Below are 25,184 nucleotides of genomic sequence, written 5' to 3'. Positions count from 1 at the left end.
GGGGCACGGGCTCCGTGCGCGAGGAGTCAAACGTTTACGAAACGCAATACACAAGTGGCCCTTGGTGTCTCCCAGAGCAGCCATCGCGGTGTTCCCACGATGGCGTCCAAGTGCCGTTTTCATCCACAAACCGTGAGGTCCAAGATGACGAAGATGACGAAGACCAAGCCGATTCGCTTTTTGCAAGCGTCCACCACCCTGGCCGCTGGCCTGCTATGTGCGGCTGCCTTTGCCCAGACGCCTGCCGTGCCTGCCATGCCTGCCGATAGCGGCAACGCCGCGGTGCCAGCCGGCACGACACAGATCGAGCCGCCGAAGGACCCGCTGGTCCAGCGCCGCGATGCCAACAAGCAGGCCTCGGACGAATACAAGACCAAGAAGAAGGCTGCCAAGACAGAGTACAAGCAGGACGTGAAGTCCGCCAAGCAGCAAAAGAGCGCCGAGAAGAAGGCCAACAACGACACCATGAAGCAGGAGATGTCGGCCACGCCCACCGACGCGCAGAAGAACTAAGCGCGTACGGCCGCGTACTTGCTGCTTGCCCCTTTACCCCTTTACCCCTTTACCCCTTGCCCCTTACGGGCAACCACGATAAAACGCCCCGCCTCTCCCAAGGAGGCGGGGCGTTTTATCGTGGTGATCGCTTGAACCGCGGCGCCGTTGGGAGAGCCATCGGGCGCAATTTCCGGGTCTGTTGCATCTCCGGGTAGAATCCCGCGTTAGGTGCAAACTAGATCACATTAGGAAAAGATCCGTGGATATCAATGGCAACGCATTGACAGGTGCTCAGCTGGAACAGTTACTGGATCGCCTCGAAGCCGATCTCGAGGAAGGCAATTCAAGCGAAGCCGCTGATTTGCTGGCCAGATTGCGCGCCAAGCCTCTGCGGGCCGATTCCCTTGAGTCCATCGACCGGCTGCATACGCTCTGGATGCGCGCGGGGGATCCGGCGGCTGCGCTGGCGGTGGTCAACGCAGACGGCGCCGGCACGCTGGAAGCCACGCCGCGCGAAGCGCAGGCCGAACTGCGCATGCACCTGGCGCTCTACCGCCTCCAGATAGCCAACCACGTCAACGACGAAGAGAGCATCCAGCGTGCCCTTGCAGAAATGCGCGCCATCGTGGCAGGGATGCCGGAGCTGAATGCGGACCGATACCGGCAGCTTCGCGTGTTCGATAGCCTGGAGCTGCGCAAGCTGGGCATTGCGCTGGAGACGATTGACCTGCGCCATGCATTGAACGTGGCCATCGCTGAACGTGCGCCGTTCCGTGCATGGGACCTCGCCGACTATCAGCGGCGGCGCGCCTGGGCGCTGACGCGCCATGACAGCAACGACGAGGCCCGCGCAGCGGCTGGCGCGGCCATCCTGGCGCTGCAGACGGCCGACGCGGAACAGGACGTCGACGACAACGACTGGCTGCGCCTGGGCAGCGCCCTGATCGGCATCGCGCCCGAGCGCCTTGCCGACTTCCAGCAGGCCGCGAGGGCCCTGACAGCGCAGCAGTCCTTGCCGCAGCGCCGTGAGCTGGAAGTCAGGCTGTCCCGGCTCGCGGCGCGCGCCTTGTACGCGCAAGGCGATTTGCCCGGCGCACTGGACGCCTGCTCCGCCGCGCGCCATAGCCTGTCGTCGAACGGAAGCGATGACTTCATCGAATACGAGCTGCCGTGGCTGATGGAAGCCCAGCGCATTGACGATGCCGGGCGCCGGGCGTTCCTGCACATCTATCAGGTCGAGGACGAGATGTGGGACGGCGCCGCGCAGCTGGTTCACGCGCGGCTGGCCGATGCGGCCGACGGCTCGGCCTGGTGGCCATTGTGCGCCATGCGGGCTTGCAATACGGAAGAAACGCTGGTGGCCTTCCTGTCGAAGGCGCAAGAGGGCGAAGAGGATCTGCGGACCCTCTCCCCGACGCATGAAGCGCTCTTTGGCGCCGTGGGTGAGCAAGTGGATGCGCAGGCCTTGCAAGCGGTATTCGACGCAGCGCGCGCACTGGCCGAGCAGCGTTCGCCGGGCCACCCATGGATCGCGCGATTGGCGGCAGTCCACGACGGCGCGGCGGGCCGCATCGATGCCACTACGCAAGCTGCGCGGCTGTACGCGGCGGCGCAGGAAGGTGGCATGGAGGACAACCGCACGGCCTATGCCCTGTTCGAGGCACGGGTGCAATCGCTTGGGGTCATCCAGACGCTGAAGCTGCCGGCCTTCTCGCTGCCGAGCGGGCTGTGGGCGTACAACTTCGGGGGCGCGCTTGGCGATTTGCTCGCGGAACACCTGGACCGCGTCCCCGCCGAGTCGCGCAACGAAACCTACAGCGATTTCATCAAGCTGCAGATTGCCGCCTACGAACAAGGGCAGGCATGCCTGGAACGCTATTTCGAGAGCGGCGCCGGCCATCCGTACGATGCCTGCGCGCACCTCTACTCCATGCTGTGCAACAACCTGGCCATCATCTACCGGTACGACGAGCGGCGCTATGAGGATGCCGTCGAGTTGCACAAGCGCGGCATCGCTGCCAGCCCGTTTGCCGAACACTACGCCGGCCTGCTGAGCGTGCGGATCGCCGTGCAGGATGCCGAGGGGATCATCAGCGCCGCCGAGCAGCTCTGGCACTACGCCGCCGAGTTTGGCTACAGCCGGCATGACCCCAACGAGTACCTGAGCGAGGTGTCGCAGGCCCTGTACAAGCTCGATCGCGACCGCGAGATTCCCATCTGGGTGGAGCGCCTGGTGAAATGGGAGCGGGAAGAAGGCCAGGACGATAGCAAGCTGTCGAGCAGGGACCTGGGCGTGCGCCTGCAAATGGCGTTCAACCTGGCGCATCACTGCCCGGAGGAAGCCGCGGCCCTGTGGAGCCGCATCGCGCGCCACGTCGATGGTTGCTCGGAATCCTGGATGGTCAGCCTGGCGGCCGACACGCTCAGCGGGCTGAAGCGCCACGCCGAGGCGGCCGCGCTCTACGAGCGTGCCATCGCACTCAATCCGCGCAGCAACGAATACGAGCTCGCCGATGTCAAGGCGATGGAGGAAAAAGTGGCGCTCTACCGCACGCAAGCCAACCCCGCCGGCAAGAGCAAGAGCTGGTGGCAAGTCTGGAAATGAGTACCGCCAGGCGGACGACGGGCTACGCGCCGCGCAACGCGCTCAATGCCGGCGCCCTGAAGGCGGGCATCGCCGCGCGCAGCCAGGCGCGCGGCGACGATGCGGCGGTGCGCGCCTGGCTGCTCAACCACTTCTATCGCCATCTCGTCGCCAACTTCGAGCCGGCCATCAAGATCGATTCGCTCGACGCTGCGCGGCAGGCCCTGAGATCCGAGGCGATGCCGGCGTGGGTGGCGGCGCGCTTTGGCGCGCCGGCCAAGGCGAGCGGCGGCGAGGCAGCAACGCCACCGGCCCCGGTCGTCTGGGTGGATCCTGTCGAGCCGCGCCTGCTGGCGCTGGAAGCGCGGCTCGTCGAGTTCCTGACCTCGCGCCAGGGCACCGCGCTCGACGGCAAGCTCGACCGCATCACCTGCCCGCAAGCGCTGGCGCTGTGGGACAAGGAACATGCCGAGATGGCCACGCGCATCGAGCGCGGCTGGCGCCAGAGCCAGCCCGAAGCGCTGCGCACCTTGCTGTCGACGTCGCATGGCGTGTTCGTGGAATTGCTGCCCGACAGCGCGCTGCTGCGCGCGGAAATGGCCTTTGAAAGCTATGTCATGCGGCATTGCCTGGGGCAGTTTTTCGACCGGCGCGCGCTGTCCGGTGGCTATGGCGAGCGCTATGCCGAAGCCGTGGCGCAGCAGCGCCTGCGCTTGCTGAGTTTCCGCGATGCCGGCGGGCAACCGCATATCACCATCAGCGTGCATGTGCTGGCCAGTGGCGCGCTCACCGTCGACCAGGTCAAGGGCAAGCAGAACCGGCCGCCCATCGCGCGCTACGTGCAAGATGTGCTGGCCTGCCTGAACGCCCTGGGTACCGACGAGCAAACCCCGGACGATTGCATCGCCATCGGCGTGGTGCGCACGCCAGCCGGCTGGGCGCGCATTGAAGACGTCGCCGACGCCACGACGCAGACCCGGTTGGTCGCCCGGTACCCACAACTCTTTGTCAGGCTCCGCGCGCCGACGCCAATGGTGGAGTGGCTGGTCGCCGCGCGCCAGCCTGGCTTGCTGGCGGAGCGGTCGCCGATGGCGGCATCGGTCCGGTATGCCACGCGGCAAACGCCAGGCCCGGGTGACGCCGAGGTGGTTGTCGCCACGGAAGGCGTGCCATGGCCGGACATCTCGCTGTCGCACGCGGCGCAAATCCAGGATTCGCCTTCGCGAGGCATAGCGGAGCGCCAGATCGGATGAATGTCTTCTACCTGCTCCTCGGGGCCTTTGTGCTATGGCGGGTCTACCGCTTCCTCCGCCCCAAGCGTCCCGCCATGTTCACCGGGCGCAAGCAATGGGCATTGACGTTGGCGCAGCCCATGGTCGATGCCACCAACATGACGGGGTTTTTCAACCCCGCCTCGGACCACATGGCCGACGCGGCGCGCGCGTTGTTCCGCGTGCAGTTGCTGCATCAGATGGAGTTCCGCGCCAATGCCACGGATGACGAAGTGCGCCAGCACCTCGCCCAGGTGTTCGAATCGCGGTGGTTTCGCGCCGACCTGCATGCGCTGCTGCCGACCGACGATCCGCGCGCCGCGCTGGCCTTTGCCTGCGTCCGGATGGCATTTTTTGCGCGCAACGTCATGCTGATGGGCTGGATCGAGCCAATGGCCGCTTGGCGCGTGCTCCTGCTCAACGCGCAGCGCGCGCAGGACTGCTTTGCCAGCTGGGAGGATTTCGGCCACGCTTTTATCGCCGGCCGCCAGCAATGGCTTGCCGCATTCCGCGCCGACCCTCTGGGCAAAGCCTTCGATGAAGCCAGCTTGCGCCAGCTGCTGGCACCGCCCAAGGGCGCCTGGGCAGCGTTGGCATGGCCGGACCTGCCGGCGTTCAGCCCGCAGCCGCGCTGAGTCAGCGCTGAGTCAGCGCCTGGACGCCGCCCGGTAGGCGGCGATGCGCGCCTTGAGCCCCGGCCGGGCGGCCGAGCGCACCAGCTCGGCCAGCTGCGCCGCGCGCGCCGCTTCGGCCATGGCGTGGCCGCCCTGCGTGGCGGCCTGGATCGCGGCATGGGTTGGCGCATCCAGCCGGCGCGCACGCTGCGCCAACGTGGCCAGCGCGGCGGCGCGCGCCTCCGGCGCCACCAGATTGCCGGCCATGTCGCAGGCCAGCACTTCCTCGGCCCGGACGGGCCGTCCGCTCGCGATCCAGTCCCGCGCCGTAGCCACACCCACCAGCTGCGCCAGCCGAGCGCTGCCCAGCACCAGGCCGAAGGCCGCGCCGGGGAAAGCCAGCGTGCTGCCCGGCGCGATCCAGTGCTGCTCGCAGGCCGCCATCAGGTCGGCGCCCGCGCCCATGGCGCGGCCCTGGACCAGCGCGACGGTGGTGAAAGGCGCGCCATGCACGCTTTGCAGCAGCAGCTCGACGCGCACGAAACGCGCAAGCAGCGAATCGTCGCTCTCGCTATCCAGCTCACCCAGATCGAACCCCGTGCAGAAATGCGCGCCGGCGCCGTCGATGGCGAGCAAGCGGGTGCCATCGTGGTGGCACGCCAGCACCGCCGCCGCGAGCGCCTCCACCAGCCCGGCTGACAGCGCATTGCCGCGCTCGGGCCGGTTCAGCGTCAATCGGGTGACGTCGCCTTGCTTGTCAATCAGCAGACCGGCTTGTTCCACGTTCACCCCTGCGCCGGCGCTGCCGCCGGCGCCCACAGGTTGGGCACCAGCGCGTTGGAGTAGCCGGATACGAACGGCTTGGTGGCGCCGCTGGCGGCGTCATACACGTGGCGATGGATGCGGCCGATGTTGCCGCCATACAGATGCACGCTGATCGACACCCGGTCGTCATGTGCATTGCGCACGCGGTGCACATCGCCCAGCGTGGGCGAGACCGCGGCCACCTGGCCAGCGCTCAGCACCACGGCATCGCCGTCTTCCACCAGCCGGCCGCCTTCCACGCGGTAGTGCTGGTCCACCTCGGCGCCGCGCAGCATGCCGATCAGGCCCCACACCGTGTGATCGTGCACGGGCGTTTGCTGGCCCGGCCCCCAGACGAAGCTGACCAGCGAAAAACGATCGAGCGGATCGCCATAGAGCAGATGCTGCTGGTAGTAGACAGGATGCGGGCGCGCCATGGCCTCAGGCAGCCAGTCGTCGTGGGCCACCAGTTCGCTCAGCGCGGCGCTGGCTTGCGCGAGGATGTCCGGCTCGCTGCTGCCCTCGCGTTCCGCCTGCGTGACCACGCGGCTGATGGTGGCAACGAACGCGCGCAGCCGATCGATGTTGCCGGTCTTGTCGGTCTTGTCGCTCATGATGATTCCTCTATCTGCCGTTAGCATGACTTGGGGTTTTGTTCCGCGGCTGCGCCACCCGCCTGGTAGCGGGCGCGCACGGCGGCGTTGTGCTCGCCCAGCGCCGGCGGGTCGCGGCGGATCGGCAAGCCCAGCCCGTCGAAACGCAGCGGCGAGGCGAAGGTGCGGGTCTGGTGGCCGCCAGGCAGCGTCAGCGGGCGCACCCACTCCATATGCGCCACCTGCGGATCGTCCAGCGCGGCGGCATAGTCGTTGATGCGCGCATGCGGCACGCCAGCGGCATTGAAGGCGGCAATCCAGTGCGCCACGCCAGCGGTGGCAAAGCGCTCTTCCAGCAGGATCTTCAACGCGGCCTGGTTGGCCGCGCGGTCGCGCGTGGTGGCAAAGCGTGCGTCCTGCGCCAGCGCGGGCAGTGCCACCACGCGCACCACTTCAAGCCACAGCTTCTGGTTGCCCGCGGCGATGGCAAAGTAGCCGTCGGCGGCCTGGAAGGCCTGGTACGGCGCATTGCGCGGATGTGCGGAGCCCAGCTTGGCCGGGCTCCGGCCAGTGCCGAAGTACTCGCTGGTCTGTAGCGCGGCGATGCCGAGCGTGCAGCCGTACATCGGCACATCGATATGCGCGCCCGCGCCGCCGGCCCGCACCCGGGCGAGCGCGCTGGCAATGGCAAAGGCGCCGTACAGCCCCGAAGCAAAGTCCGCCAGCGGCACGCCGCACTTCACCGGCGCGCCATCGGGCTCACCGGTCACGCTCATCACGCCGGCGGCAGCCTGGATGGTGAGGTCGAAGCCGCCCTCGCCTGCGCGCGGGCCGCTCTGGCCGTAGGCGGACACCGAGCAATACACCAGACCTGGCTTTTGCTCGCGAAAGCTGGCGTAGCCCAGCCCGAGCCGGTCCATCACGCCGGGACGGTTGTTCTCGATCACCACGTCGGCATCCAGGATCAGCGCGCGCGCCAGCGCCACATCGGCGCAATCCTTCAGGTTGAGCGCCACCGACTCCTTGTTGCGGTTGAGCGAAGCGAAGTTCTCCGAGAAGCCATCGGACAGCGGCGGCCACTGCCGCAAGGTGTCGCCCTCGGGCGCTTCCACCTTGATCACCTCGGCGCCCATGTCGGCCAGCAGCATGCCGCAAAAGGGCCCGGCGGCAACGGTACAGAATTCCACGACCCGCACGCCTTGCAACGGCAGGTCCGGTTGGGCGAGATCACGCATGGGAAGCATCCACAGGGAAAGAGAGAGGCGCGGCGCCGTGAATCAGCCGCCCTCCTGGGCAGGCTGCCGGCCGCGCTGCGACGACGTGCTGCAACGATTATAGGGAGTTGCAAAATACGATACTATCGTTCCACATTTGAGAACAGGGTTGCGCCATTCGCATTAAGGCATCGCTTCAATGAACCAATGAACAACACCTTGATCAAGGGCCTCGGCGTGATCGAGTTGCTGGCGCACAGCGACCGCCCGCTGGGCCTCACCGAGATCGCCGCCCGCCTGGGCCTGGCCAAGAGCAATGTGCACCGGCTGCTGCAAGCGCTGACCGAGCTCAACTATGTGATCCGCGACGCCTCCGGCACCGGCTACAGCGCGTCCATCAAGCTCTGGGAGCTGGGCTCGGCGGTGCTCTCGCGGCTGGACCTGCGCCGCCATGCCCAGGCGCGGATGGACAAGCTGATGCACGCCAGCGGCGAGAGCGTGCACCTGTCCGTGCTGGACCGCGCCGAGGTGGTCTACGTGCACAAGATCGACAGCCCCAACCCCGTGCGCGCCTATACCCAGATCGGCGGGCGGGCGCTGGCGCACTGCGTGGCCACCGGCAAGGCGATGCTGGCCTTCCAGCCGGACACCGCGTTGCAGCGCATGTTCAGCACGCTGGCGCCGTCCACACCCAACAGCATCGTCGAGCCCGAGCGTTTCCTGCGGGAAATGGCCAAGGTGCGCAAGCAGGGCTATGCGGTCAACCGCGGCGAGTGGCGCGAGACCGTCTACGGCGTGGCCGCGCCGATCTGCGACGGCAACGGGCACGTCATCGCCGCCATCGGGCTGTCGGGGCCCGCCGAACGGTTCAGGCCACACAAGATCAAGGGCTTTGCCGCGCTGGTGCTGAACGCGGCCACGGAGATCTCCGATGACCTGGGCGGCGGCAACCGGCACAATGCGCTAGCGCTGGCTACGCGCAGCATGGTGGCGATGCGGCGCGGGTGAGCCCCGGGGCATCAGCCATGCTTCCTGAGTCCATCAGCGCGCGCGGCCGGTGGCCTTTGCGGCACTTGGCCCCGCCCCCTCGGAAACGCCGGCGCCTGCCGATGCACAAAACCGGCCGACGCGTTAAGCTTGCGGTTTGGCCGCCGCGCCCAGGCGCGGCATCCCCCACCGCGGCGGCACCGGCTGCGCTTGTCGCACGCAACCTTCTTCAGGAGAAAGGCATGTACCAGGATCTCGCCCTCTACATCGACGGGGAATTCGTCAAGGGAGGGGACCGACGCGAGCAAGACGTCATCAACCCCGCCACCCAGGAACTGCTGGGCAAGCTGCCGCATGCCAACCGCGGCGATCTGGACCGCGCCCTGGCCGCCGCGCAGCGCGCCTTTGAAAGCTGGAAAAAGACCTCGCCGCTGGAGCGCTCCAAGATCCTGCGCCGCGTGGCGGAACTGACCCGCGAGCGCGCCAAGGACATCGGCCGCAACATCACGCTGGATCAGGGCAAGCCGCTGGCCGAAGCCATCGGCGAAGTCATGATCTGCGCCGAGCACGCCGAATGGCACGCCGAGGAATGCCGCCGCATCTACGGCCGCGTGATCCCGCCGCGCCAGCCCAACGTGCGCCAGATCGTGGTGCGCGAGCCGATCGGCGTGTGCGCTGCCTTTACGCCGTGGAACTTCCCCTTCAACCAGGCGATCCGCAAGATGGTCTCGGCCATCGGCGCCGGCTGCACGCTGATCCTCAAGGGGCCGGAAGACTCGCCCAGCGCGGTGGTCGCGCTGGCCCAGCTGTTCCACGATGCAGGCCTGCCCCCGGGCGTGCTGAACATCGTCTGGGGCGTGCCGGGCGAGATCTCCACCTACCTGATCGAATCGCCGATCGTGCGCAAGATCTCGTTCACCGGTTCGGTGCCGGTGGGCAAGCAGCTGGCCGCGCTGGCCGGCGCCCACATGAAGCGCGTGACCATGGAGCTGGGCGGGCACTCGCCGGTGCTGGTGTTTGACGACGCCGACATCGAGCCCGCAGCGGAAATGCTGGCGCGTTTCAAGCTGCGCAACGCCGGCCAGGTATGCGTGTCGCCCACGCGCTTCTACGTGCAGGAAAAAGCCTACGACAAGTTCCTGGCGCGCTTTACCGAGGTGATCGGCTCGATCAAGGTTGGCGACGGCCTGGACGACGGCACCCAGATGGGGCCGCTGGCGCACGAGCGCCGCATTGCCTCGATGGAGCAGTTCCTGGACGACGCCAATCATCGCGGCGGCAAGGTGGTGGCGGGCGGCAAGCGCATCGGCGACAAGGGCTTCTTCTTTGCCCCGACCGTGGTCACCGACCTGCCCGACGACGCCAAGCTGATGGTCGACGAGCCCTTCGGCCCGGTGGCGCCGGTGACGCGCTTCAAGGACGTGGAAGAAGTGCTGCGCCGCGCCAACAGCCTGCCGTTCGGCCTGGCTTCGTACGTGTTCACCAACTCGCTGAAGACCGCGACGGTGGTGTCCAACGGCCTGGAAGCCGGCATGGTCAACATCAACCATTTCGGCATGGCGCTGGCCGAGACGCCGTTCGGCGGCATCAAGGATTCCGGCATCGGCAGCGAAGGCGGCCAGGAAACCTTCGATGGCTACCTGGTGACCAAGTTCATCACGCAGGCCTGATAGGCCTGATGTACCGTCCCGGTACCGTCCTGGCCGGGCAACCGCCCGGCCAGGAAAACTTGGTTGGCAACAGCTAGCGAGTGCGCGAACCAGGCCTACTTCCCCCGGGCCTTGTGGTAGTCCTCGGCAAAATCCTTCCACTGCGCCTGCGCCATCTCGCAGCCATGCCGTGCCAGCCGCAGCACCGGCGCGCGCCAGCGCGAACCGGCAGCGAACTCCTGCAATGTCTCGATCCGATCGGCGGCTTCATGTCCGCAGCCGCGCAAGTGCGCCCAGGCTGCCGAGCGCGCCATCGTGAGAAGCACCTCGTTCAGGTTGGCGCGATCGGTGTGAGGCCCAAGGTTGACCCGGTCAGCCGTAGGTTGCAGGCTCTTGACGATGTAGGACGGGTCTCCAGCCCGAGCACCCATCGCAACCGCCGAGAGCAGCGCTGGCGAAGCCGCCTGCATGGCGTGCTGGATATGCGCCACGCGCGACGCATCGCTGCCCCAGGCCGGCTGCTTGCCATAGGGCAAGCCTTGCCAGGCGCTGGGCGCGGCGCGCTTGATGTCGATCAGGCGCTGGGCGGTGGGCGTGTCCGGCCCATGCGCGAGCACCACATAGCGCTCCAGCCCCAGGCTGCCGACGCCCGCCACCCGCCGCGCGGCGTCATCGGCCACGAACCGGCCGTGATGGGACTGCTGCGCGAACTCGCGCAGGATGGCGCCAGCGCGCTTGCGCTCGCCCTTGAGCGGGGCCAGCGCATGGGCATTGTCGATCAGCAGGCGCCGTTCGCCGCCACGCCGCACGGTGCGCGCCGCCAGGACCTCGCCGCGGCGGCGGCGTTTCACGCGGCGCAGCAGCGTCGCCACCATGCCGGTGGCGGTGGCGCGCTCCACCCAGCGCGGCTTGCCGCTGGCCAGCACCGCCGCGTAGGTATCGAGCATGCGCTCGGCACCCGCGCGTGCGTCTGCATCCGACAGGCCGAGCTGCGGCGCCGCGATCATCAGGCTGGACAGCAGGCGCACCAGGTCCACCGTCAGCGGCGCAACCATCGCGTCGTCGAAGTCGTTCAGGTCGAAATAAACCAGGCCGTTGTCGCCCTTGAAGCTGCCCAGGTTCTCCAGATGGAGATCGCCGCAGACATAGGTGGTGGGTGCTTCCATCAGCGCGGCCTCGGTGCCTACTGAAGCCGCGTAGAGGTGGTTGGTGCCACGCAGGAAGGCGAACGGATCGGCGGCGATGGCAGCGAGCTTGCGGGTCAGCCGCTCGGGATCGCGGCCATGGTTATAGATCAGGATGGCTTCCGTAGCTGGGTGCATGGTTTCCTCAGAGTGGCGGGCAACCGGGCAAGTGTACCCGGATGGCGCGCACGGAACATGCACCGCACGCGCGGGCACGCTCAGCGGAAGAAAACGCCGCGCAAGAGGAACGTGTAGTCCGCCTCGGCCGCCATCAGGCCCACCAGCACCAGCAGGCAGAGCGGCGGCAGCAGGATGGCGCAGATCAGCGCCAGCCGCTCCCAGGCCATGTGCATGAACACGGCCACGATCAATCCGGCCTTCATCAACATGAAAAGCAGGATCAGGGTCCAGCGCAGATAGCCCTCGAAATGGAAGTAGTCCACCAGGTACGACATCGTGGACAGCACGAACAACAGTGCCCAGATCTTCAGGTACAGGCCAATGGGATGTTGCTGCCCATGCTGCTGCCCGTGCGCTTGCCCGTGGGGCAGATCGCCGTGCGAGCCGGCAACGGCGGGGGCCTGGGCGGGCACTTCGGGAGATGGGGTCGACGCAGCCATGAGGGGCCTCACCAGAGATAGAACAGCGCGAAGATAAACACCCACACCAGGTCCACGAAGTGCCAGTAGAGCCCGGCGATCTCCACGATCTGGTAGTTGCCCGTGCGCTCGTAGCGGCCCCGCAGCACCTTGGTGGCGACGATCAGCAGGTAGATCACGCCGCAGCTCACATGCAGGCCATGGAAGCCGGTGATCATGAAGAAGGCAGAGCCGAACTGCGGCGCCCCCATCGGGTTGCCCCACGGGCGCACGCCCTCGGTCACGATCAGCTTGGTCCATTCGAAGGCCTGCATGCTGACGAAGGCCACGCCGAACAGCGCCGTGGCAAGCATGAGCAACGCGCATTTCACGCGATCGCGCCGGTAGGCGAAGTTGACGGCCATCGCCATCGTCCCGCTGCTGCTGATGAGCACGAAGGTCATGATGGCAATCAGCAGCAACGGCACCTCGGTGCCACCCACCTTGAGCCCGAATACGATGCTGGGATTCGGCCAGGGCGCCGTGCTGGCGATCCTGACCGTCATGTACCCGGTCAGGAAGCAGCTGAAGATGAAGGTGTCGGACACCAGGAAGATCCACATCATCGCCTTGCCCCACGACACCTTGAAGGCCTGCTGGTCCGAGGACCAGTCGGCCACCAGCCCGCGCAAGCCGGTCACCGCCGGTGCGGATGAAGTGGGTAGCGAAGACATGGGCACGTCTCCTTCGAGAATCAGCCGGGCCGCCTAGCCGCGGCCGCAGATAAAGCGAACAAACTCCGGCGTGAGCCAGCCAAGCGCGGCCAGCAGCACCAGCCACACGGCCAGCAGGAAATGCCAGTAGCGCGCGCACAGGCGAATGCGCAGCGCGCTGCCCGGCCCGGCGCGCATGGCCATCGCCCAGCCGGCCAGGCCGCCCAGCACGTGCAGGCCATGCATCGCGGTCAGCAGGTAGAAGAAGCTGCCGGACGGGTTATTGGCAGGCACCACGTGGATGGCGAGCAGGGCCTGCCATGCCCACAACTGCGACGCCACGAACGCCGCCGCGGCCAGCCCCCCGAAGCACAGCGCGCGGTGCGCCACCGAGACACGCCCGGCGCGGGCCGCGCGCGCGGCCACCAGCATCACCCCGCTCCCCGCAGCCAGCAAGGCCGTGGACAGCCAGACCTGCCACGGCAACGCCACGGCGTGCCAGTCAGGCGAATCCATGCGCATGGCATACGCGGCGATAAACAATGCAAACAGCGAGCTCACCACGCCCATGAACACCCACAGCCCGATGCTGGCCGGCGCGGGCCCCGCGCGCTGCCTGCCCACATCGCCGGGGCCGGGGCCCGGGCGCCGCTCGCCGTCGGCACCGGCGCGATAGACCAGGTTCGCGTTCATGCCACGGCTCCATGGCTGGTATGTGGTTCGGGCTCGGCGCCCCCGGCCTCGGGTGGCGCGTTCTGCGCGATGAAATCCTCGCTTGCGCCCGGCACGCTATAGGCATAGGCCCAGCGATGCACCACCGGCTGCTCCGCGCCCCAGTTGCCGTGCACGGGCGGCGTATCCGGCGTCTGCCACTCCAGCGAGGCCGCGCGCCAGGGATTGGACCCTGCCAGCCTGCCGTGCCTGAGGCTCCAGGCCAGGTTGACGATGAACAGCAACTGCGCCGCGGCCACGACAAACGCCGCCACGGAGATATAGGCGTTCATGGTGTGTGCCGACTCGGGGATGAAGGCGTAGTTGTCATAGGCGTAATAGCGCCGCGGCATGCCAAGGATGCCCAGGTAGTGCATCGGGAAGAAGATGGCATAGGTGCCGACGAACGTCACCCAGAAATGAATGTGCCCCAGCTTGTCGTTGAGCATGCGGCCGGTGACCTTGGGGTACCAGTGATAGATCCCGCCAAACACCACCAGGATCGGCGAAACGCCCATCACCATATGGAAGTGCGCGACCACGAAATACGTGTTCGACAACGGAATGTCCACGCTGACATTGCCCAGGAACAGCCCGGTCAGCCCGCCGATCACGAAGGTGCTGATAAAGGCGATGGCAAACAGCATCGGCACCGAGAAATGGATGTCGCCCCGCCACAGCGTGATGACCCAGTTATAGACCTTGATGGCGGTGGGAATGGCAATGATCAGCGTGGTGGTGGCAAAGAAGAAGCCGAAGTACGGGTTCATCCCGCTCACGAACATATGGTGCGCCCACACCACCACCGACAGCACGCCGATGGCCAGGATGGCCCACACCATGGTGCGATAGCCGAAGATGCTCTTGCGCGAATGCACGCTGACGAGGTCGGAGACGATGCCGAACGCCGGCAACGCGACGATGTACACCTCCGGGTGGCCGAAGAACCAGAACAGGTGCTGGAACAGCAACGGGCTGCCGCCCTTGTAGTTGAGCTGCTGGCCCAGCGACACGATCGCCGGCATGAAGAAGCTTGTGCCCAGCGTGCGGTCCAGCAGCATCATCACGCCCGACACGAACAGCGCCGGAAAGGCCAGCAGCGCCAGGATGGTGGCCATGAAGATGCCCCACACGGATAGCGGCATGCGCATCATCGTCATGCCCTGCGTGCGGGCCTGCAGCACGGTGGTGACGTAGTTGAGCCCACCCATGGTAGCGGCCGCGATGAAGATCAGCAGCGACACCAGCATCAGGATGATGCCCCACTCATAGCCGGGCGTGCCCGGCAGGATGGCCTGCGGCGGATAAAGCGTCCAGCCGGCGCCGGTGGGCCCGCCCGGTACGAAGAAGCTCGACAGCAGCACCAGCACCGAGAGGAAGTAGACCCAGAAGCTCAGCATGTTGAGGTACGGGAACACCATGTCGCGCGCCCCCACCATCAGCGGGATCAGGTAATTGCCGAAGCCGCCGAGAAAGAGCGCCGTGAGCAGGTAGATCACCATGATCATCCCGTGCATGGTCACGAACTGGTAGTAGCGGTTGGCATTGATAAACGTGAAGTGCCCGGGGAAACCCAGTTGCAGGCGCATCAGGTTGGAGAGCACCACGCCGATCAGCCCCACGAAAATGGCAACCAGCGTGTACTGCACGGCGATTACCTTGTGGTCCTGGCTCCAGATGTAGCGGGTAAAGAAGCTCTGCGGTCCGTCGTGGGCGGCCTCGTCGGCGTATGCCATTGCACTCCCTCCTGTAGCCTTCCTTGCAACCTGCGTGCGACCTACCTGGCCGCAGCGCCCGACGCGGCGCCCGCCTGCGTTGCCGCGCCGGGCGCGCCGTTGGCGCGGATGTAGGCAATCAGCGCGCTCACCTCCTCGTCGCTCAAGGCCATCTTCGGCATGAGCGGGCCGAAGCCCTTGACCAGCCGCGCTTGCGGATCGGTGATCTCGACCTTCAGGTAAGCATCGTCGACCTTCGCGCTGCTGCCGTCGGCAAAGGTGCCGATGCTGCCATACAAGCCCTTCCAGCTTGGCCCCACGCCAACGGTGCCATCGATGCTGTGGCAACCCACGCAGCCCTTGCTCTGCGCCAGCGCGCGGCCCTGCTCGACGAGCGTATCGGCTGCCGGCGCGCCAGCGGGCGCAGCCGCCGCCGCTGCCGCCGCGGGGGGCGTCTTCACCATGGTCAGCGCGAACGTCGGCTGGCGCGCGAGCCATGCCTGGAACGCCGCCTCGTCCTCCACCACCACGTGGCCACGCATGTTGTAGTGGCCAACCCCGCACAGTTGCGCGCACAGGATCTCGAACGTGCCCGCCTTGGTCGGCGTAAACCAGAACGACGTGACAGTGCCTGGCACCATGTTCATGCGGGCGCGAAACGGCGGCACGTAGAAGTCGTGGAGCACGTCCTTGGAGCGCAGCAGCACCTTGACCGGGCGATTCAGCGGCAGATGGACTTCCTGGCCGGCAACGATGATGTCGTCCTGCCCGCGCGGGTCGTCCGGGTTCACGCCGAGCGGGTTGGCGGGGGTGACAAAGCGCGGGTCCGAGGTACCGAGCTGGCCGCCCCGGCCGGGGAAGCGAAAGCCCCACTGCCATTGCTGGCCCACCACCTCCAGAACCATGGCGTCGCCGGGTGGGCGCACGTACTCAGCATAGACGAACAGGCCCGGCGCCAGCAGCGCGATCACCCCAAGCGTGGTGCCCGCGATCAGCCACAGCTCCAGCTTGCTGTTCTCCGGCTGATAGGCCGCGCGCGCGCCGTCGCGATGGCGGTAGCGCCAGACGATGTAGGCGACGAACAGGTTGATGATGACGAAGAAGATGCCGGTGATGACCAGCGTGATGGTCAGCGTGTCGTCCATCTGCTTCCAGTTGGAGGCAAGCGGCGTCGCCCACCACGGGCTCACGAAATGGAAGAGCACCGAGGCAACGACGATGATCACGATTGCAATGGCTATCGCCATACCGACCCTCCCGCTTGCGTACAGAAGGTTGCAAACTACACGCAAGCTGAGATAAGACTAGTGCATCTGGTCCGCCACCGGCAAGGCGGCCTTGACAGCGCTTTGGGTGCGATGCCACACATAATCGGCCCCGCCGCGCGCCACTGGCGGCAAAACAAAAAGCGGCGGAGAAAGCCGAAGCTCTCATCCGCCGCCGCCGGCCCGCACGGCCCGTGTAGTGGCAATGCGCGGGTCAAAACCGCTAAGCCGCGCTGGTATCTCCTCCGGTCTGCGTGCTCAGTGAGATACATCCTTGCTTTCGAGCTTCCAGTAGGCAATGGCCGCGGTCATGCCGAAGATCATGTGGCCAACCAGCGTGTGCCAGCCACGCGCATCGGCGAACCAGGTGAAGAAGTGCGTCATGCCGTAGAAGTTGAGCAGGTACACGGCAATGCCGAATACCGCGCCGGTAAGCAATGCCAGGCCCGTGCTCGAGTCCAGGTGAAACGGCGCGATGATGGCCCCCAGGATCATGCCCAGCACCGCGCCGAGCACAAAGTGGATCATCAGCGCCGCGGCCACGGTACCCACGCTGAACAACGAAGTCTGGAGCACGTCCTGCCCCATCAGGATCGCCGCGATCATCCGCGTCGTGCCCCACGGGTTGATGCCCGCCACCATCGTCGACCAGAACAGCTCAATCACCATCAGCAGCGCCCCGGCCGCCAGCCCCGACACCGCTGCCGCGGTCCAGTCTGGCATGCGGCGCACGTAGTGGTGCGATTGCATGTGAAGTTCCATAGCCACCTCCGGATATGCTGTTTCACCGCCGCTTTCGCCGCGGTTGCTCTGCCGTTGCTCTGCTGTTGCGCTTGATATACGCAAGCTGCGACCTGACTGCTGATGCGGCCTGCATATCTGCACAGCATAGGACACGCCGGCCTGATCGTTTGACCGCACACGCGCAAATAAGTGCTGGAGGTGGGACCGGCGCCACGTTGGCGCCGCAACGTGGCGCGCGGGTGGCAGGATCGGTACTTGGCGGGCAGCGAGCCGCTCAGGCGGCGCTGGCCAGCGCACCGGTGGCCGCCGCGAGTGTCGCCAGCACGCCGCGCTCGCGCAGCATGCGCGTATGCGTGGCAAGCGTTTCGACGAACACGCGCGAGGCAGCCAGATCCCCGAACACCGGCGTGAAGGACGCGATGGCCGCGATGCGATCCGCTTCCCGCGCGTGCCGGGCGTCGGCCTCGGCCAGCAAGGCATGGAGCGAAGATGCCAGCGGGTCTTCGATACGGTACTCGGCGCCGTGCTCGTCCCGGCCGCGCAGGAAATGCAGCCAGCCGGCCACGCCCAGCGCCAGGCGCGGAAACGGGGCACCGGCGCGCAAGCGCTCGCGGATCGGCGCCAGCAGGCGTTGCGGGATCTTCTGCGAGCCGTCCATGGCGATCTGGCTGGTCTTATGCTGCAGCGCGGGATTGGCAAAACGCGCCAGCAGGTCGCGCCGATAGGCCGCGGTGTCCAGCCCCGGCAGCGCAGGCAGGGTTGGCAGCATTTCCTGCTCCATCATGCCGGCTATCAGCGCGTGCACCGCCGGCACGGCGATGGCGCGGTCGGTGGTGGCCCACCCGGCCACCATGCCCAGGTAGGCCATGGTCGAATGGCTGCCGTTGACCAGGCGATGCTTGAGCGTCTCGAACGGGTGCGCGTGTTCGACGAACTGCGCGCCGCCCGCCTCCCAGCGTGGCCGGCCGGCCACGAAGCGGTCCTCCATCACCCACTGCAGGAAGGGCTCGCCCACCACGGGCCAGGCGTCCTCCACGCCAAGCGCGTCGCTGATGCGCGCGGCATCGTCCACGGTGGTCTTGGGCACGATGCGGTCGACCATGGCATTGGGAAAGCCGCAGCGCTCGGCCACCCAATCGTGGAGCGCGCCATCCACGCGCGCGCAGAAGGCCAGCAGCAAGCCGCGCAGCGTGTCGCCGTTGGCGGCGATGTTGTCGCAGCTGAGCAAGGTCAGCGGCGGCAGGCCGCGTGCCATGCGCCGTTGCAGGCCGCGCGCCAGATAGCCGATGGCGGTAACCGGGGCGCCGGCATGCAGCAGGTCATGCGCGATGCCCGGATCGCCGAAGTTCAATGTGCCGGTGGCGGGGTCATGGCAGTAACCCTTCTCCGTCACCGTCAGGCTGACGATGCGCGTGTGCGCATGCGCGATCCGCTCCAGCACGGCATCGGGATCGTCGGCAGCCACCAGCACTGCAATCACGGCGCCGATCACCTGCAACTGCGCGAAGCGGCTGCCGTCGTCCCGCACCCCGCGCAGCGCCAGCGTGTACAGGCCTTGCTGCGGCGCCAGCGCGTCGCGCGTGTCGGGCCGGCGCAGCGAGACGCCGACGATGCCCCAGTCCAGCGAGTGCGCGTTGGCGGCATCGGCGTGCAGCGCGGCTTCCGTCGCCGCCGCCTGGTGCGCGCGGTGAAAAGCGCCGATGCCAAGGTGGACGATGCCGCCGCGCAGGCGTTCGCGCGGATAGCGCGGGCGCAGTACGTCATGCGGAAGTTGCGCGAGCGTGTCGGGATGCAGTCTTGGCGTCGTCATGGTGCTTGCCTGTGCTTGCCTGTGCTTGCCTGGCATCAGGACTACCAGTGCCAGAGCGTGCCATCGTGGGCGAGGCGATTCACCGGCAGGTAAGCCCGTTGATAGGGATACCTGGCCGCCAGCGTCTCGTCGATATCCACGCCATGTCCCGGCGCATCGCCCGGATACAGCATGCCGTTGGCAAAGGTGTAGGCGTGCGGGAACACCGCATCGGTCTGCTCGCTGTGGCGCATGTATTCCTGGATGCCGAAGTTAGGCACCCACAGGTCAAAATGCAGCGCGGCGCCCATGCACACCGGCGAGAGGTCGGTCGCGCCATGCGAGCCGGTGCGGACCTGGTGCATGGCGGCGAAGTCAGCGATGCGGCGCAGATGCGTGATGCCACCCGCATGGACCACGGTGGCGCGGATGTAGTCGATCAACTGTTCCTGGATCAGCGTCTTGCAGTCCCAGATGGTGTTGAAGACCTCGCCCACCGCCAGCGGCGTGGTGGTGTGCTGGCGGATCAGCCGGAAGCTCTCCTGGTGCTCCGCGGGCGTGGCGTCTTCCATCCAGAACAGGCGGAACGGCTCCAGCGATTTGCCCAGGCGCGCCGCCTCGATCGGCGTGAGCCGGTGGTGCACGTCGTGCAGCAGGTGCAGATCCCAGCCGGCCGCGTCGCGCACCTTCTCGAACAGGCGCGGCGTGTGGTCCAGGTAGCGCTCCGTGCTCCAGTCGTGCTCCGACGGCAGCGAGGCATCGGCCGGCTCGTAGAACAGGCGGTCCGACGACACGCCATACACCTTGTTGAGCCCCGGCACGCCCGATTGCGCGCGCACCGCGCGGTAGCCCATTTCCTTGTAGCGCAGCACCTCGTCCAGCGTGGCCTCGATATCGCTGCCATTGGCGTGGCCGTACACCATCACGCCGGTGCGGCTTTTGCCGCCCAGCAACTGGTAGAGCGGCATGCCCGCTGCCTTGGCCTTGATGTCCCACAGCGCGGTATCCACCGCGGCGATCGCGCTCATGGTCACCGGCCCGCGCCGCCAGTACGCGCCGCGATACAGGTACTGCCAGATGTCCTCAACCTGGTGCGGGTCGCGCCCGATCAGGCAGGGCGCCACGTGGTCCTCCAGGTAGCTCGCCACGGCCAGCTCGCGGCCGTTGAGCGTGGCGTCGCCGATGCCGGTCAGGCCTTCGTCGGTCTCGATCTTCAGCGTCACGAAGTTGCGTCCCGGGGAACACACGATGACGCGCGCGGCGGTGATCTTCATGCTCTCTCTCCTGCGTGGTTTTTGTCGATGGTTCCCAGCGCCTGCATGCGCTTACATGACCGCGCCCAGCGACCACGGCACGAACTCGTTCTGCCCGTAGCCATGCAGCTCGCTCTTGGTCTTTCGCCCCGACGCGGTCTTCAGCATCAGCCGGAAAATCTGCTCGCCCTTCTGCGCGATGCTGGCGCCGCCATCGACGATGTCGCCGCAGTTGATGTCGATGTCGTCGGCCTGCCTTTGCCACAGTGCATTATTGGTTGCCAGCTTGAGCGAGGGCGATGGCGCGCAGCCGTAGGCCGAGCCGCGCCCGGTGGTAAAGCAGATCAGGTTGGCGCCGCCCGCCACCTGGCCGGTGGCCGAGACCGGGTCGTAGCCAGGCGTGTCCATGAAGACCAGGCCGCGCGCGCGCACCGGCTGCGCGAACTCGTAGACCTCCACCAGGTTGGTGGTGCCGCTCTTGGCCACCGCGCCTAGCGACTTCTCCAGGATGGTGGTGAGCCCGCCGGCCTTGTTGCCGGCCGAGGGATTGTTGTCCATGCTGCCGTGGTTGCGCGCGCAGTAGTCCTCCCACCAGCGGATCCGCGCCAGCAGGCGCGCCGCCACCGCTGGCGACGCCGCGCGGCGCGTCAGCAGATGCTCGGCACCGTAGATCTCGGGCGTCTCGGACAAAATGGCGCCGCCGCCATGGCGCACCAGCAGATCCACGGCCGCGCCCAGCGCCGGGTTGGCAGTCAGCCCGGAGTACCCATCCGAGCCGCCGCATTGCAGGCCCACCGTGATGTGGCTCGCTGGCATGGCTTGCCGGTGCACGCGATTGGCATCGGCAAGCAGGTCCTGCACGATGGCCACGCCGCGCGCCACCGCGCCGGCGGTGCCGCCGCTGTCCTGGATGTTGAATGCATGCAGGCGCGGGCCGCTGGCCATGCCAGCGAGATGCGCCTCGGCCAGCAGGCCATCGATCTGGTTGGCCTCGCAGCCCAGCCCCACCACCAGCACCGCGGCAAAGTTCGGGTGGCGCGCGTAGCCCGCCAGCGTGCGGCGCAATACGCGCAGGTTCTCGCCCTCGCTATCGGTGGCGCAGCCTGCGCCATGCGTGAGCGCCACCACGCCGTCCACATTGGGAAACGCGGCCAGCGCCTCGGGGCGAAGCTCGCGCCGGAAGTGGTCGGCGATGGCGCGCGCCACCGTGGCGGAGCAGTTCACCGAGGTGAGGATACCGATGTAGTTGCGGGTGGCCACGCTGCCGTCGGCCCGCTTGATGCCCTCGAAGCAGGCGGGTGCATCAACGTATTCGGTAGCGCGCGCATCGGCGCCGGCAGCGTATTCGCGTGCGAACTCGCCCATGGCCAGGTTATGCGTATGCACGTGCTGGCCCGGCGCGATCGGCTGGCGCGCAAAACCGATGATCTGGTTGTAGCGCCGCACCGGCGCGCCCGCGGCGATGGCGCGCACCGCCAGCTTGTGCCCGGGCGGCACCAGGCTGGCGACGCTCACGCCCTCGGCGGCGATGACGGTGCCCGGCACCAATTGGCGGCAGGCGATGACGATGTCGTCGGCGGGGTGTATGCGGATGACATTGGGGGCGTTATCGGCTGGCATGCTGGCTCCGGGCGGATGGCTGAGAGGGGACGAACAGGATGTGCCGCCTCAGTTGGACCAGCCACCGTCGATCACCTGCGCCGTGCCGGTGGTGAAGGCCGATTCGTCCGAGCCGAGGTACACCGCCAGCGCGGCGATCTCTGCGGCAGTGCCAATGCGCCCCATCGGCTGGCGGGCGACAAAGGCGGCTTCCACCTCGGCCAGGCTCTTGCCGCCATCACGCGCCTGGTCCGCGATGCGCTGGCGCAGCGAGGGCGACTCCACCGTGCCGGGGCAGATCGCATTGCAGCGGATGCCGTGGCCGATGTAGTCCGCCGCCACCGACTTGGTCATGCCGATCACCGCCGCCTTGGTGGCACCGTAGACGAAGCGGTTGGGCGCGCCCTTGATGCTGCCTGCCACCGACGCCATGTTGACGATCGAGCCGCGGCGCTGCGCCACCATGGCGGGCAGGAAGGCGCGCATCATGCTGTACATGGCGCGCACGTTCAGGTTCATCGAGAAATCGAAAGCCGCTTCGTCGCATTCCAGGATGGTGCCGTGGTGCACGAAGCCCGCGCCGTTGAACAGGATATCGAGCGCGCCGGCCTGCTTGGCCGCGGCCTGCACCGCGGCGCCATCCGTGACGTCCAGCCGCAGCGTGGTGCAGCCGGGCTGGCCGGCCAGCGCCTCGAGCAAGCGCTCGTTGATATCGGCGGCGATCACGCGCGCGCCTTCACGCAGATAGGCTTCGGCGGTGGCGCGGCCAATGCCCTGCCCGGCCGCGGTGACGAGGGCCAGCTTGCCGGCGAGTCGTTGCGTCATCAGTCGTTCTCCATGAGCGGTTCCGGCCACGTTTGCGGGCCGGTGAAATCATCAGGACACCAGCGCGCGCGCCACCGTGCGGCGCCCGATCGCGGCCCAGTCCCATTCGATGCCAAGGCCCGGCGCGTCCGGGGCGATGGCATGGCCGGCCTCGATGCGCACGCTGCTGGCGGCAATCTCATCCAACTGGGGGATGTACTCCACCCAGGCCGCGTTAGGCACCGCAGCGCATAGCGACACATGCAGCTCCATCAGGAAGTGCGGGCAGATCGACAGGTTGTGGGCTTCGGCCAGATGCGCCACCTTGAGCCAGGGCGTGATGCCGCCAATGCGCGCCACATCGGCCTGCACGATGCCGCAGGCGCCCTGGCGCACGTACTCGGCAAACTGGCCAGGCGAGTACAACGACTCGCCCACCGCGATGGGCACCGAGGTGGATGCGGCCAGCCGCACGTGCCCGCCGATATCGTCGGCCGGCAGCGGCTCCTCGAACCACGCGATGCCCAGCTCGGCGTAGTGCGGCGCGCGCCGGATGGCCTCGGCAGCGGTGAAGCACTGGTTGGCATCCACCATCAGCTCGAAGCCGTCACCTACGGCGGCACGCACCGCCGCGAGGCGCGCCACGTCCTCGCTCGCCAGCGCACGGCCCACCTTCAGCTTGGCACCGCGAAAGCCCGCCTCGCGCGCCGCCACGGCCTCGTTCACCAGCGTATCGGCATCCAGGTGCAGCCAGCCGCCTTCGGTGGTGTAGACCGGCACGCGCGGTTGCGCCCCGCCGGCGGCAAGCCACAGGGGCTGGCCGTCGCGGCGGCAGCGCCAGTCCCACAGCGCGGTATCGATGGCGGCCAGCGCCAGGCTGGTGATGGCGCCGACCGAGGTGGCGTGCGTGGCGAACAGCAACTCGCGCCAGATCGCCTCGATCTGGGCGGGATCGCGCCCGATCAGGCGCGGCGCCAGGTGATCGCGCAGCAGCGCCATCACCGATGAGCCGCCGGTGCCGATGGTATAGGCGTAGCCCGTGCCCTCCGAGCCATCGTCGCAGCGGATGCGCACCATGGGTGTTTCCTGCGTGACGAAGGACTGGATGGCGTCAGAGCGCGGCACGCGCGGCGGCAGGTCCACCTGCAGCAGTTCAACCTGGACGATGGTGGCGCTCATTTGCTGCCCACCAGGTTCGGCAGCCACAGCGTGATCGCCGGGAAGTAGGTGATGGCGATCAACGTCAGGAACAGCGGCACCAGCCACGGCAGGATGGCCACGGTAGTGCGCTCCACCGACAGCTTGGCCACGCGCGCCAGCACGAACAGCACCATCCCCAGCGGCGGATGCAGCAGGCCGATCATCAGGTTGAGCGTCATCACCAGCCCGAAGTGGATCGGGTCGATGCCGAGCTTGAGCACGATGGGCAGCAGGATCGGGACCAGGATGGTGATCGCCGCCGTGGTGTCGATAAAGCAGCCCACGATCAGGATCAGCGCATTGGCCAGCAGCAGGAACACCCATTTGTTGTGGGTGAAGCCGAGGATGGCGTCGGACAGCATCTGCGCGGCCTGGCTGGTGGTGAGCAGCCAGGCGAAGATCGATGCCGCGGTGACGATGAACAGCACCGATGCGGTGGTCTCGATGGTGTCGAGCGTGGCCTTGGCCAGCGAGCGCAGCGTCATGGAGCGGTAGCGCACCAGCCCGAGGAACAGCGCCCAGATCACCGCCGCCACCGCGGCCTCGGTGGGCGTGAACCAGCCCAGCGTCATGCCGCCGATCAGGATCACCGGCGCCATCAGCGCCATCACCGCGGAAAAATCGAAGTACCAGTCCAGCGCCAGCAGCACCGCCAGCGCGATCAGCGCGGCCACGTTGGTGGACACGCCGAAGCGCGTCATCAGCCAGATCGCCAGCGGAAAGGCCAGCACCACCACGATCTCGATGCTGGCGTTGCCCAGCAGCTTCCAGGAGAACGCGGTATCGCTGCCCCAGCCGCGGCGGTGGGCAAACCACGCCACCGTGCCCATCATGAACAAGGTCAGCACCAGCCCCGGCACGATGCCGGCCAGGAACAGCGAGCCGATCGACACATTGGCCATCATGCCGTAGATCACGAACGGCAGCGACGGCGGGATGATCGGCCCGAGCGTGGCCGAGGCCGCCGTCACGCCAACCGCGAACTCAGTCTCGTAGCCGTGGTCCTGCATGGCCTTGATCTCGATGGTGCCCAGGCCCGCCGCATCGGCAATGGCGGTGCCCGACATGCCGGAGAAGATCACCGAGCCGATGATGTTGACGTGGCCCAGCCCGCCGCGCATCCAGCCCACCAGCGCCACGGCGAAGTTATAGATGCGCCCGGTGATGCCGGCCACGTTCATCAGGTTGCCGGCGAGGATGAAAAAGGGCACGGCCAGGAGCGGGAAACTCTCCACGCCGGCAATCATGCGCTGCGCCAGGATCACGTCCGGCACGGTGCCGGAGGCCCAGATATACAGCAGCGAAGCCACCGCCATCGCAATGGCGACCGGCAGGCCCACCAGCATCAGCAGCAGGAAGGAAACAATCAGGATCCACATGGCGGCGCGCTCCGGGTTGGTCGTCAGTCGTCGTCAGTC

General features: G+C 67.3%; 22 protein-coding genes. 6 read left to right on the top strand and 16 right to left on the bottom strand.

The annotated features are described in order from the left end of the window. Positions 1-153: 153 nt before the first annotated feature. The 4 genes from ACX12D_RS32345 (at position 154) to ACX12D_RS32330 (ending at position 4,985) form a co-directional block, all read left to right on the top strand. Positions 154-513, top strand: coding sequence for a hypothetical protein (locus ACX12D_RS32345; protein ID WP_459376588.1), 360 nt, complete (start codon positions 154-156; stop codon positions 511-513). 241 nt (positions 514-754) lie between these two features. Continuing rightward, a complete protein-coding gene (locus ACX12D_RS32340; protein WP_459375056.1) occupies positions 755-3,100 on the top strand; it encodes a hypothetical protein in 2,346 nt (781 codons plus the stop codon). After that, positions 3,097-4,332 (top strand): PcfJ domain-containing protein, encoded by a 1,236-nt coding sequence (locus tag ACX12D_RS32335; protein ID WP_459375055.1) that lies wholly within the window; start codon positions 3,097-3,099, stop codon positions 4,330-4,332. The genes ACX12D_RS32340 and ACX12D_RS32335 overlap by 4 nt, the downstream gene beginning before the upstream one ends. After that, positions 4,329-4,985 (top strand): DUF1266 domain-containing protein, encoded by a 657-nt coding sequence (locus ACX12D_RS32330; RefSeq protein WP_459375054.1) that lies wholly within the window; start codon positions 4,329-4,331, stop codon positions 4,983-4,985. The genes ACX12D_RS32335 and ACX12D_RS32330 overlap by 4 nt, the downstream gene beginning before the upstream one ends. Before the next feature lie 12 nt (positions 4,986-4,997). On the opposite strand, the gene ACX12D_RS32325 is transcribed toward ACX12D_RS32330, so the two are convergent. The 3 genes from ACX12D_RS32325 to ACX12D_RS32315 are packed head-to-tail and all read right to left on the bottom strand — an operon-like array spanning position 4,998 to position 7,596. Next, positions 4,998-5,747, bottom strand: a complete 750-nt coding sequence (locus ACX12D_RS32325) for an enoyl-CoA hydratase/isomerase family protein (RefSeq protein WP_459375053.1) — start codon at positions 5,745-5,747, stop codon at positions 4,998-5,000. Positions 5,748-5,749: 2 nt separating this feature from the next. Further along, positions 5,750-6,382, bottom strand: a complete 633-nt coding sequence (locus ACX12D_RS32320; RefSeq protein WP_459375052.1) for a cysteine dioxygenase family protein — start codon at positions 6,380-6,382, stop codon at positions 5,750-5,752. Positions 6,383-6,402: 20 nt separating this feature from the next. Beyond that, entirely contained in the window at positions 6,403-7,596 is a 1,194-nt protein-coding gene (locus tag ACX12D_RS32315; protein ID WP_459375051.1) for a CaiB/BaiF CoA transferase family protein, read from the bottom strand. Positions 7,597-7,782: 186 nt separating this feature from the next. On the opposite strand from ACX12D_RS32315, the gene ACX12D_RS32310 reads away from it, so the two are divergent. Together ACX12D_RS32310 and ACX12D_RS32305 are read left to right on the top strand one after the other, a co-directional pair. Then, positions 7,783-8,583, top strand: a complete 801-nt coding sequence (locus ACX12D_RS32310; protein ID WP_441640013.1) for an IclR family transcriptional regulator — start codon at positions 7,783-7,785, stop codon at positions 8,581-8,583. Positions 8,584-8,804: 221 nt separating this feature from the next. Beyond that, positions 8,805-10,232, top strand: coding sequence for an NAD-dependent succinate-semialdehyde dehydrogenase (locus ACX12D_RS32305; protein WP_459375050.1), 1,428 nt, complete (start codon positions 8,805-8,807; stop codon positions 10,230-10,232). A 95-nt stretch (positions 10,233-10,327) separates the two neighbouring features. Here the strand turns inward: ACX12D_RS32305 and ACX12D_RS32300 are convergent, their stop codons facing one another. From ACX12D_RS32300 to ACX12D_RS32240, 13 genes are all read right to left on the bottom strand, one after another. Beyond that, positions 10,328-11,533, bottom strand: a complete 1,206-nt coding sequence (locus ACX12D_RS32300) for a DUF2252 family protein (RefSeq protein ID WP_459375049.1) — start codon at positions 11,531-11,533, stop codon at positions 10,328-10,330. 80 nt (positions 11,534-11,613) lie between these two features. Then, complete coding sequence (locus ACX12D_RS32295) at positions 11,614-12,015, bottom strand: cytochrome C oxidase subunit IV family protein (RefSeq protein ID WP_459375048.1); 402 nt, start codon at positions 12,013-12,015, stop codon at positions 11,614-11,616. Positions 12,016-12,023: 8 nt separating this feature from the next. Then, positions 12,024-12,707: a heme-copper oxidase subunit III family protein gene (locus ACX12D_RS32290; protein WP_459375047.1), complete on the bottom strand. Its 684-nt coding sequence runs from the start codon at positions 12,705-12,707 to the stop codon at positions 12,024-12,026. A gap of 33 nt (positions 12,708-12,740) precedes the next feature. Further along, positions 12,741-13,379 (bottom strand): cytochrome c oxidase subunit 3 family protein, encoded by a 639-nt coding sequence (locus ACX12D_RS32285; protein ID WP_459375046.1) that lies wholly within the window; start codon positions 13,377-13,379, stop codon positions 12,741-12,743. After that, positions 13,376-15,133 carry a cytochrome c oxidase subunit I gene (gene ctaD / locus ACX12D_RS32280; protein WP_459375045.1) on the bottom strand — a complete coding sequence of 586 codons (1,758 nt, stop codon included), beginning with the start codon at positions 15,131-15,133 and terminating at the stop codon, positions 13,376-13,378. Before ctaD ends, ACX12D_RS32285 begins: the two co-directional genes overlap by 4 nt. A 41-nt stretch (positions 15,134-15,174) precedes the next feature. Further along, on the bottom strand, positions 15,175-16,359 hold the full coding sequence (locus ACX12D_RS32275; RefSeq protein ID WP_459375044.1) for a cytochrome c oxidase subunit II: 1,185 nt from the start codon (positions 16,357-16,359) through the stop codon (positions 15,175-15,177). A gap of 276 nt (positions 16,360-16,635) precedes the next feature. Beyond that, complete coding sequence (locus ACX12D_RS32270) at positions 16,636-17,139, bottom strand: hypothetical protein (RefSeq protein ID WP_459375043.1); 504 nt, start codon at positions 17,137-17,139, stop codon at positions 16,636-16,638. A 256-nt stretch (positions 17,140-17,395) separates the two neighbouring features. Beyond that, a complete protein-coding gene (locus ACX12D_RS32265; RefSeq protein WP_459375042.1) occupies positions 17,396-18,931 on the bottom strand; it encodes a mannitol dehydrogenase family protein in 1,536 nt (511 codons plus the stop codon). A 41-nt stretch (positions 18,932-18,972) separates the two neighbouring features. Further along, complete coding sequence (gene manD / locus ACX12D_RS32260) at positions 18,973-20,184, bottom strand: D-mannonate dehydratase ManD (protein WP_459375041.1); 1,212 nt, start codon at positions 20,182-20,184, stop codon at positions 18,973-18,975. Positions 20,185-20,235: 51 nt separating this feature from the next. Next, complete coding sequence (locus ACX12D_RS32255) at positions 20,236-21,783, bottom strand: UxaA family hydrolase (RefSeq protein WP_459375040.1); 1,548 nt, start codon at positions 21,781-21,783, stop codon at positions 20,236-20,238. 48 nt (positions 21,784-21,831) lie between these two features. Then, complete coding sequence (locus ACX12D_RS32250) at positions 21,832-22,587, bottom strand: SDR family oxidoreductase (protein ID WP_441640025.1); 756 nt, start codon at positions 22,585-22,587, stop codon at positions 21,832-21,834. Positions 22,588-22,638: 51 nt separating this feature from the next. Then, on the bottom strand, positions 22,639-23,745 hold the full coding sequence (locus ACX12D_RS32245) for a mandelate racemase/muconate lactonizing enzyme family protein (RefSeq protein ID WP_459375039.1): 1,107 nt from the start codon (positions 23,743-23,745) through the stop codon (positions 22,639-22,641). Beyond that, positions 23,742-25,145, bottom strand: coding sequence for a TRAP transporter large permease (locus ACX12D_RS32240; protein WP_459375038.1), 1,404 nt, complete (start codon positions 25,143-25,145; stop codon positions 23,742-23,744). The genes ACX12D_RS32245 and ACX12D_RS32240 overlap by 4 nt, the downstream gene beginning before the upstream one ends. Positions 25,146-25,184 lie beyond the last annotated feature (39 nt).

It is taken from the genome of Cupriavidus sp. PET2-C1 (genome assembly GCF_054515855.1).
The sequence above is the reverse complement of the archived record's forward strand: the minus strand, read 5'-3'. Positions and strand labels throughout refer to the sequence as shown.

Excerpts from the sequence above, each read along its gene's own strand:
- ACX12D_RS32345 (WP_459376588.1), top strand. The coding sequence starts at position 154 with ATGACGAAGACCAAGCCGATTCGCTTTTTGCAAGCGTCCACCACCCTG.
- ACX12D_RS32335 (WP_459375055.1), top strand. The coding sequence starts at position 3,097 with ATGAGTACCGCCAGGCGGACGACGGGCTACGCGCCGCGCAACGCGCTC.
- ACX12D_RS32330 (WP_459375054.1), top strand. The coding sequence starts at position 4,329 with ATGAATGTCTTCTACCTGCTCCTCGGGGCCTTTGTGCTATGGCGGGTC.
- ACX12D_RS32320 (WP_459375052.1), bottom strand. The coding sequence starts at position 6,382 with ATGAGCGACAAGACCGACAAGACCGGCAACATCGATCGGCTGCGCGCG.
- ACX12D_RS32315 (WP_459375051.1), bottom strand. The coding sequence starts at position 7,596 with ATGCGTGATCTCGCCCAACCGGACCTGCCGTTGCAAGGCGTGCGGGTC.
- ACX12D_RS32310 (WP_441640013.1), top strand. The coding sequence starts at position 7,783 with ATGAACAACACCTTGATCAAGGGCCTCGGCGTGATCGAGTTGCTGGCG.
- ACX12D_RS32305 (WP_459375050.1), top strand. The coding sequence starts at position 8,805 with ATGTACCAGGATCTCGCCCTCTACATCGACGGGGAATTCGTCAAGGGA.
- ACX12D_RS32300 (WP_459375049.1), bottom strand. The coding sequence starts at position 11,533 with ATGCACCCAGCTACGGAAGCCATCCTGATCTATAACCATGGCCGCGAT.
- ACX12D_RS32295 (WP_459375048.1), bottom strand. The coding sequence starts at position 12,015 with ATGGCTGCGTCGACCCCATCTCCCGAAGTGCCCGCCCAGGCCCCCGCC.
- ACX12D_RS32290 (WP_459375047.1), bottom strand. The coding sequence starts at position 12,707 with ATGTCTTCGCTACCCACTTCATCCGCACCGGCGGTGACCGGCTTGCGC.
- ACX12D_RS32285 (WP_459375046.1), bottom strand. The coding sequence starts at position 13,379 with ATGAACGCGAACCTGGTCTATCGCGCCGGTGCCGACGGCGAGCGGCGC.
- ctaD (WP_459375045.1), bottom strand. The coding sequence starts at position 15,133 with ATGGCATACGCCGACGAGGCCGCCCACGACGGACCGCAGAGCTTCTTT.
- ACX12D_RS32275 (WP_459375044.1), bottom strand. The coding sequence starts at position 16,359 with ATGGCGATAGCCATTGCAATCGTGATCATCGTCGTTGCCTCGGTGCTC.
- ACX12D_RS32270 (WP_459375043.1), bottom strand. The coding sequence starts at position 17,139 with ATGGAACTTCACATGCAATCGCACCACTACGTGCGCCGCATGCCAGAC.
- ACX12D_RS32265 (WP_459375042.1), bottom strand. The coding sequence starts at position 18,931 with ATGACGACGCCAAGACTGCATCCCGACACGCTCGCGCAACTTCCGCAT.
- manD (WP_459375041.1), bottom strand. The coding sequence starts at position 20,184 with ATGAAGATCACCGCCGCGCGCGTCATCGTGTGTTCCCCGGGACGCAAC.
- ACX12D_RS32255 (WP_459375040.1), bottom strand. The coding sequence starts at position 21,783 with ATGCCAGCCGATAACGCCCCCAATGTCATCCGCATACACCCCGCCGAC.
- ACX12D_RS32250 (WP_441640025.1), bottom strand. The coding sequence starts at position 22,587 with ATGACGCAACGACTCGCCGGCAAGCTGGCCCTCGTCACCGCGGCCGGG.
- ACX12D_RS32245 (WP_459375039.1), bottom strand. The coding sequence starts at position 23,745 with ATGAGCGCCACCATCGTCCAGGTTGAACTGCTGCAGGTGGACCTGCCG.
- ACX12D_RS32240 (WP_459375038.1), bottom strand. The coding sequence starts at position 25,145 with ATGTGGATCCTGATTGTTTCCTTCCTGCTGCTGATGCTGGTGGGCCTG.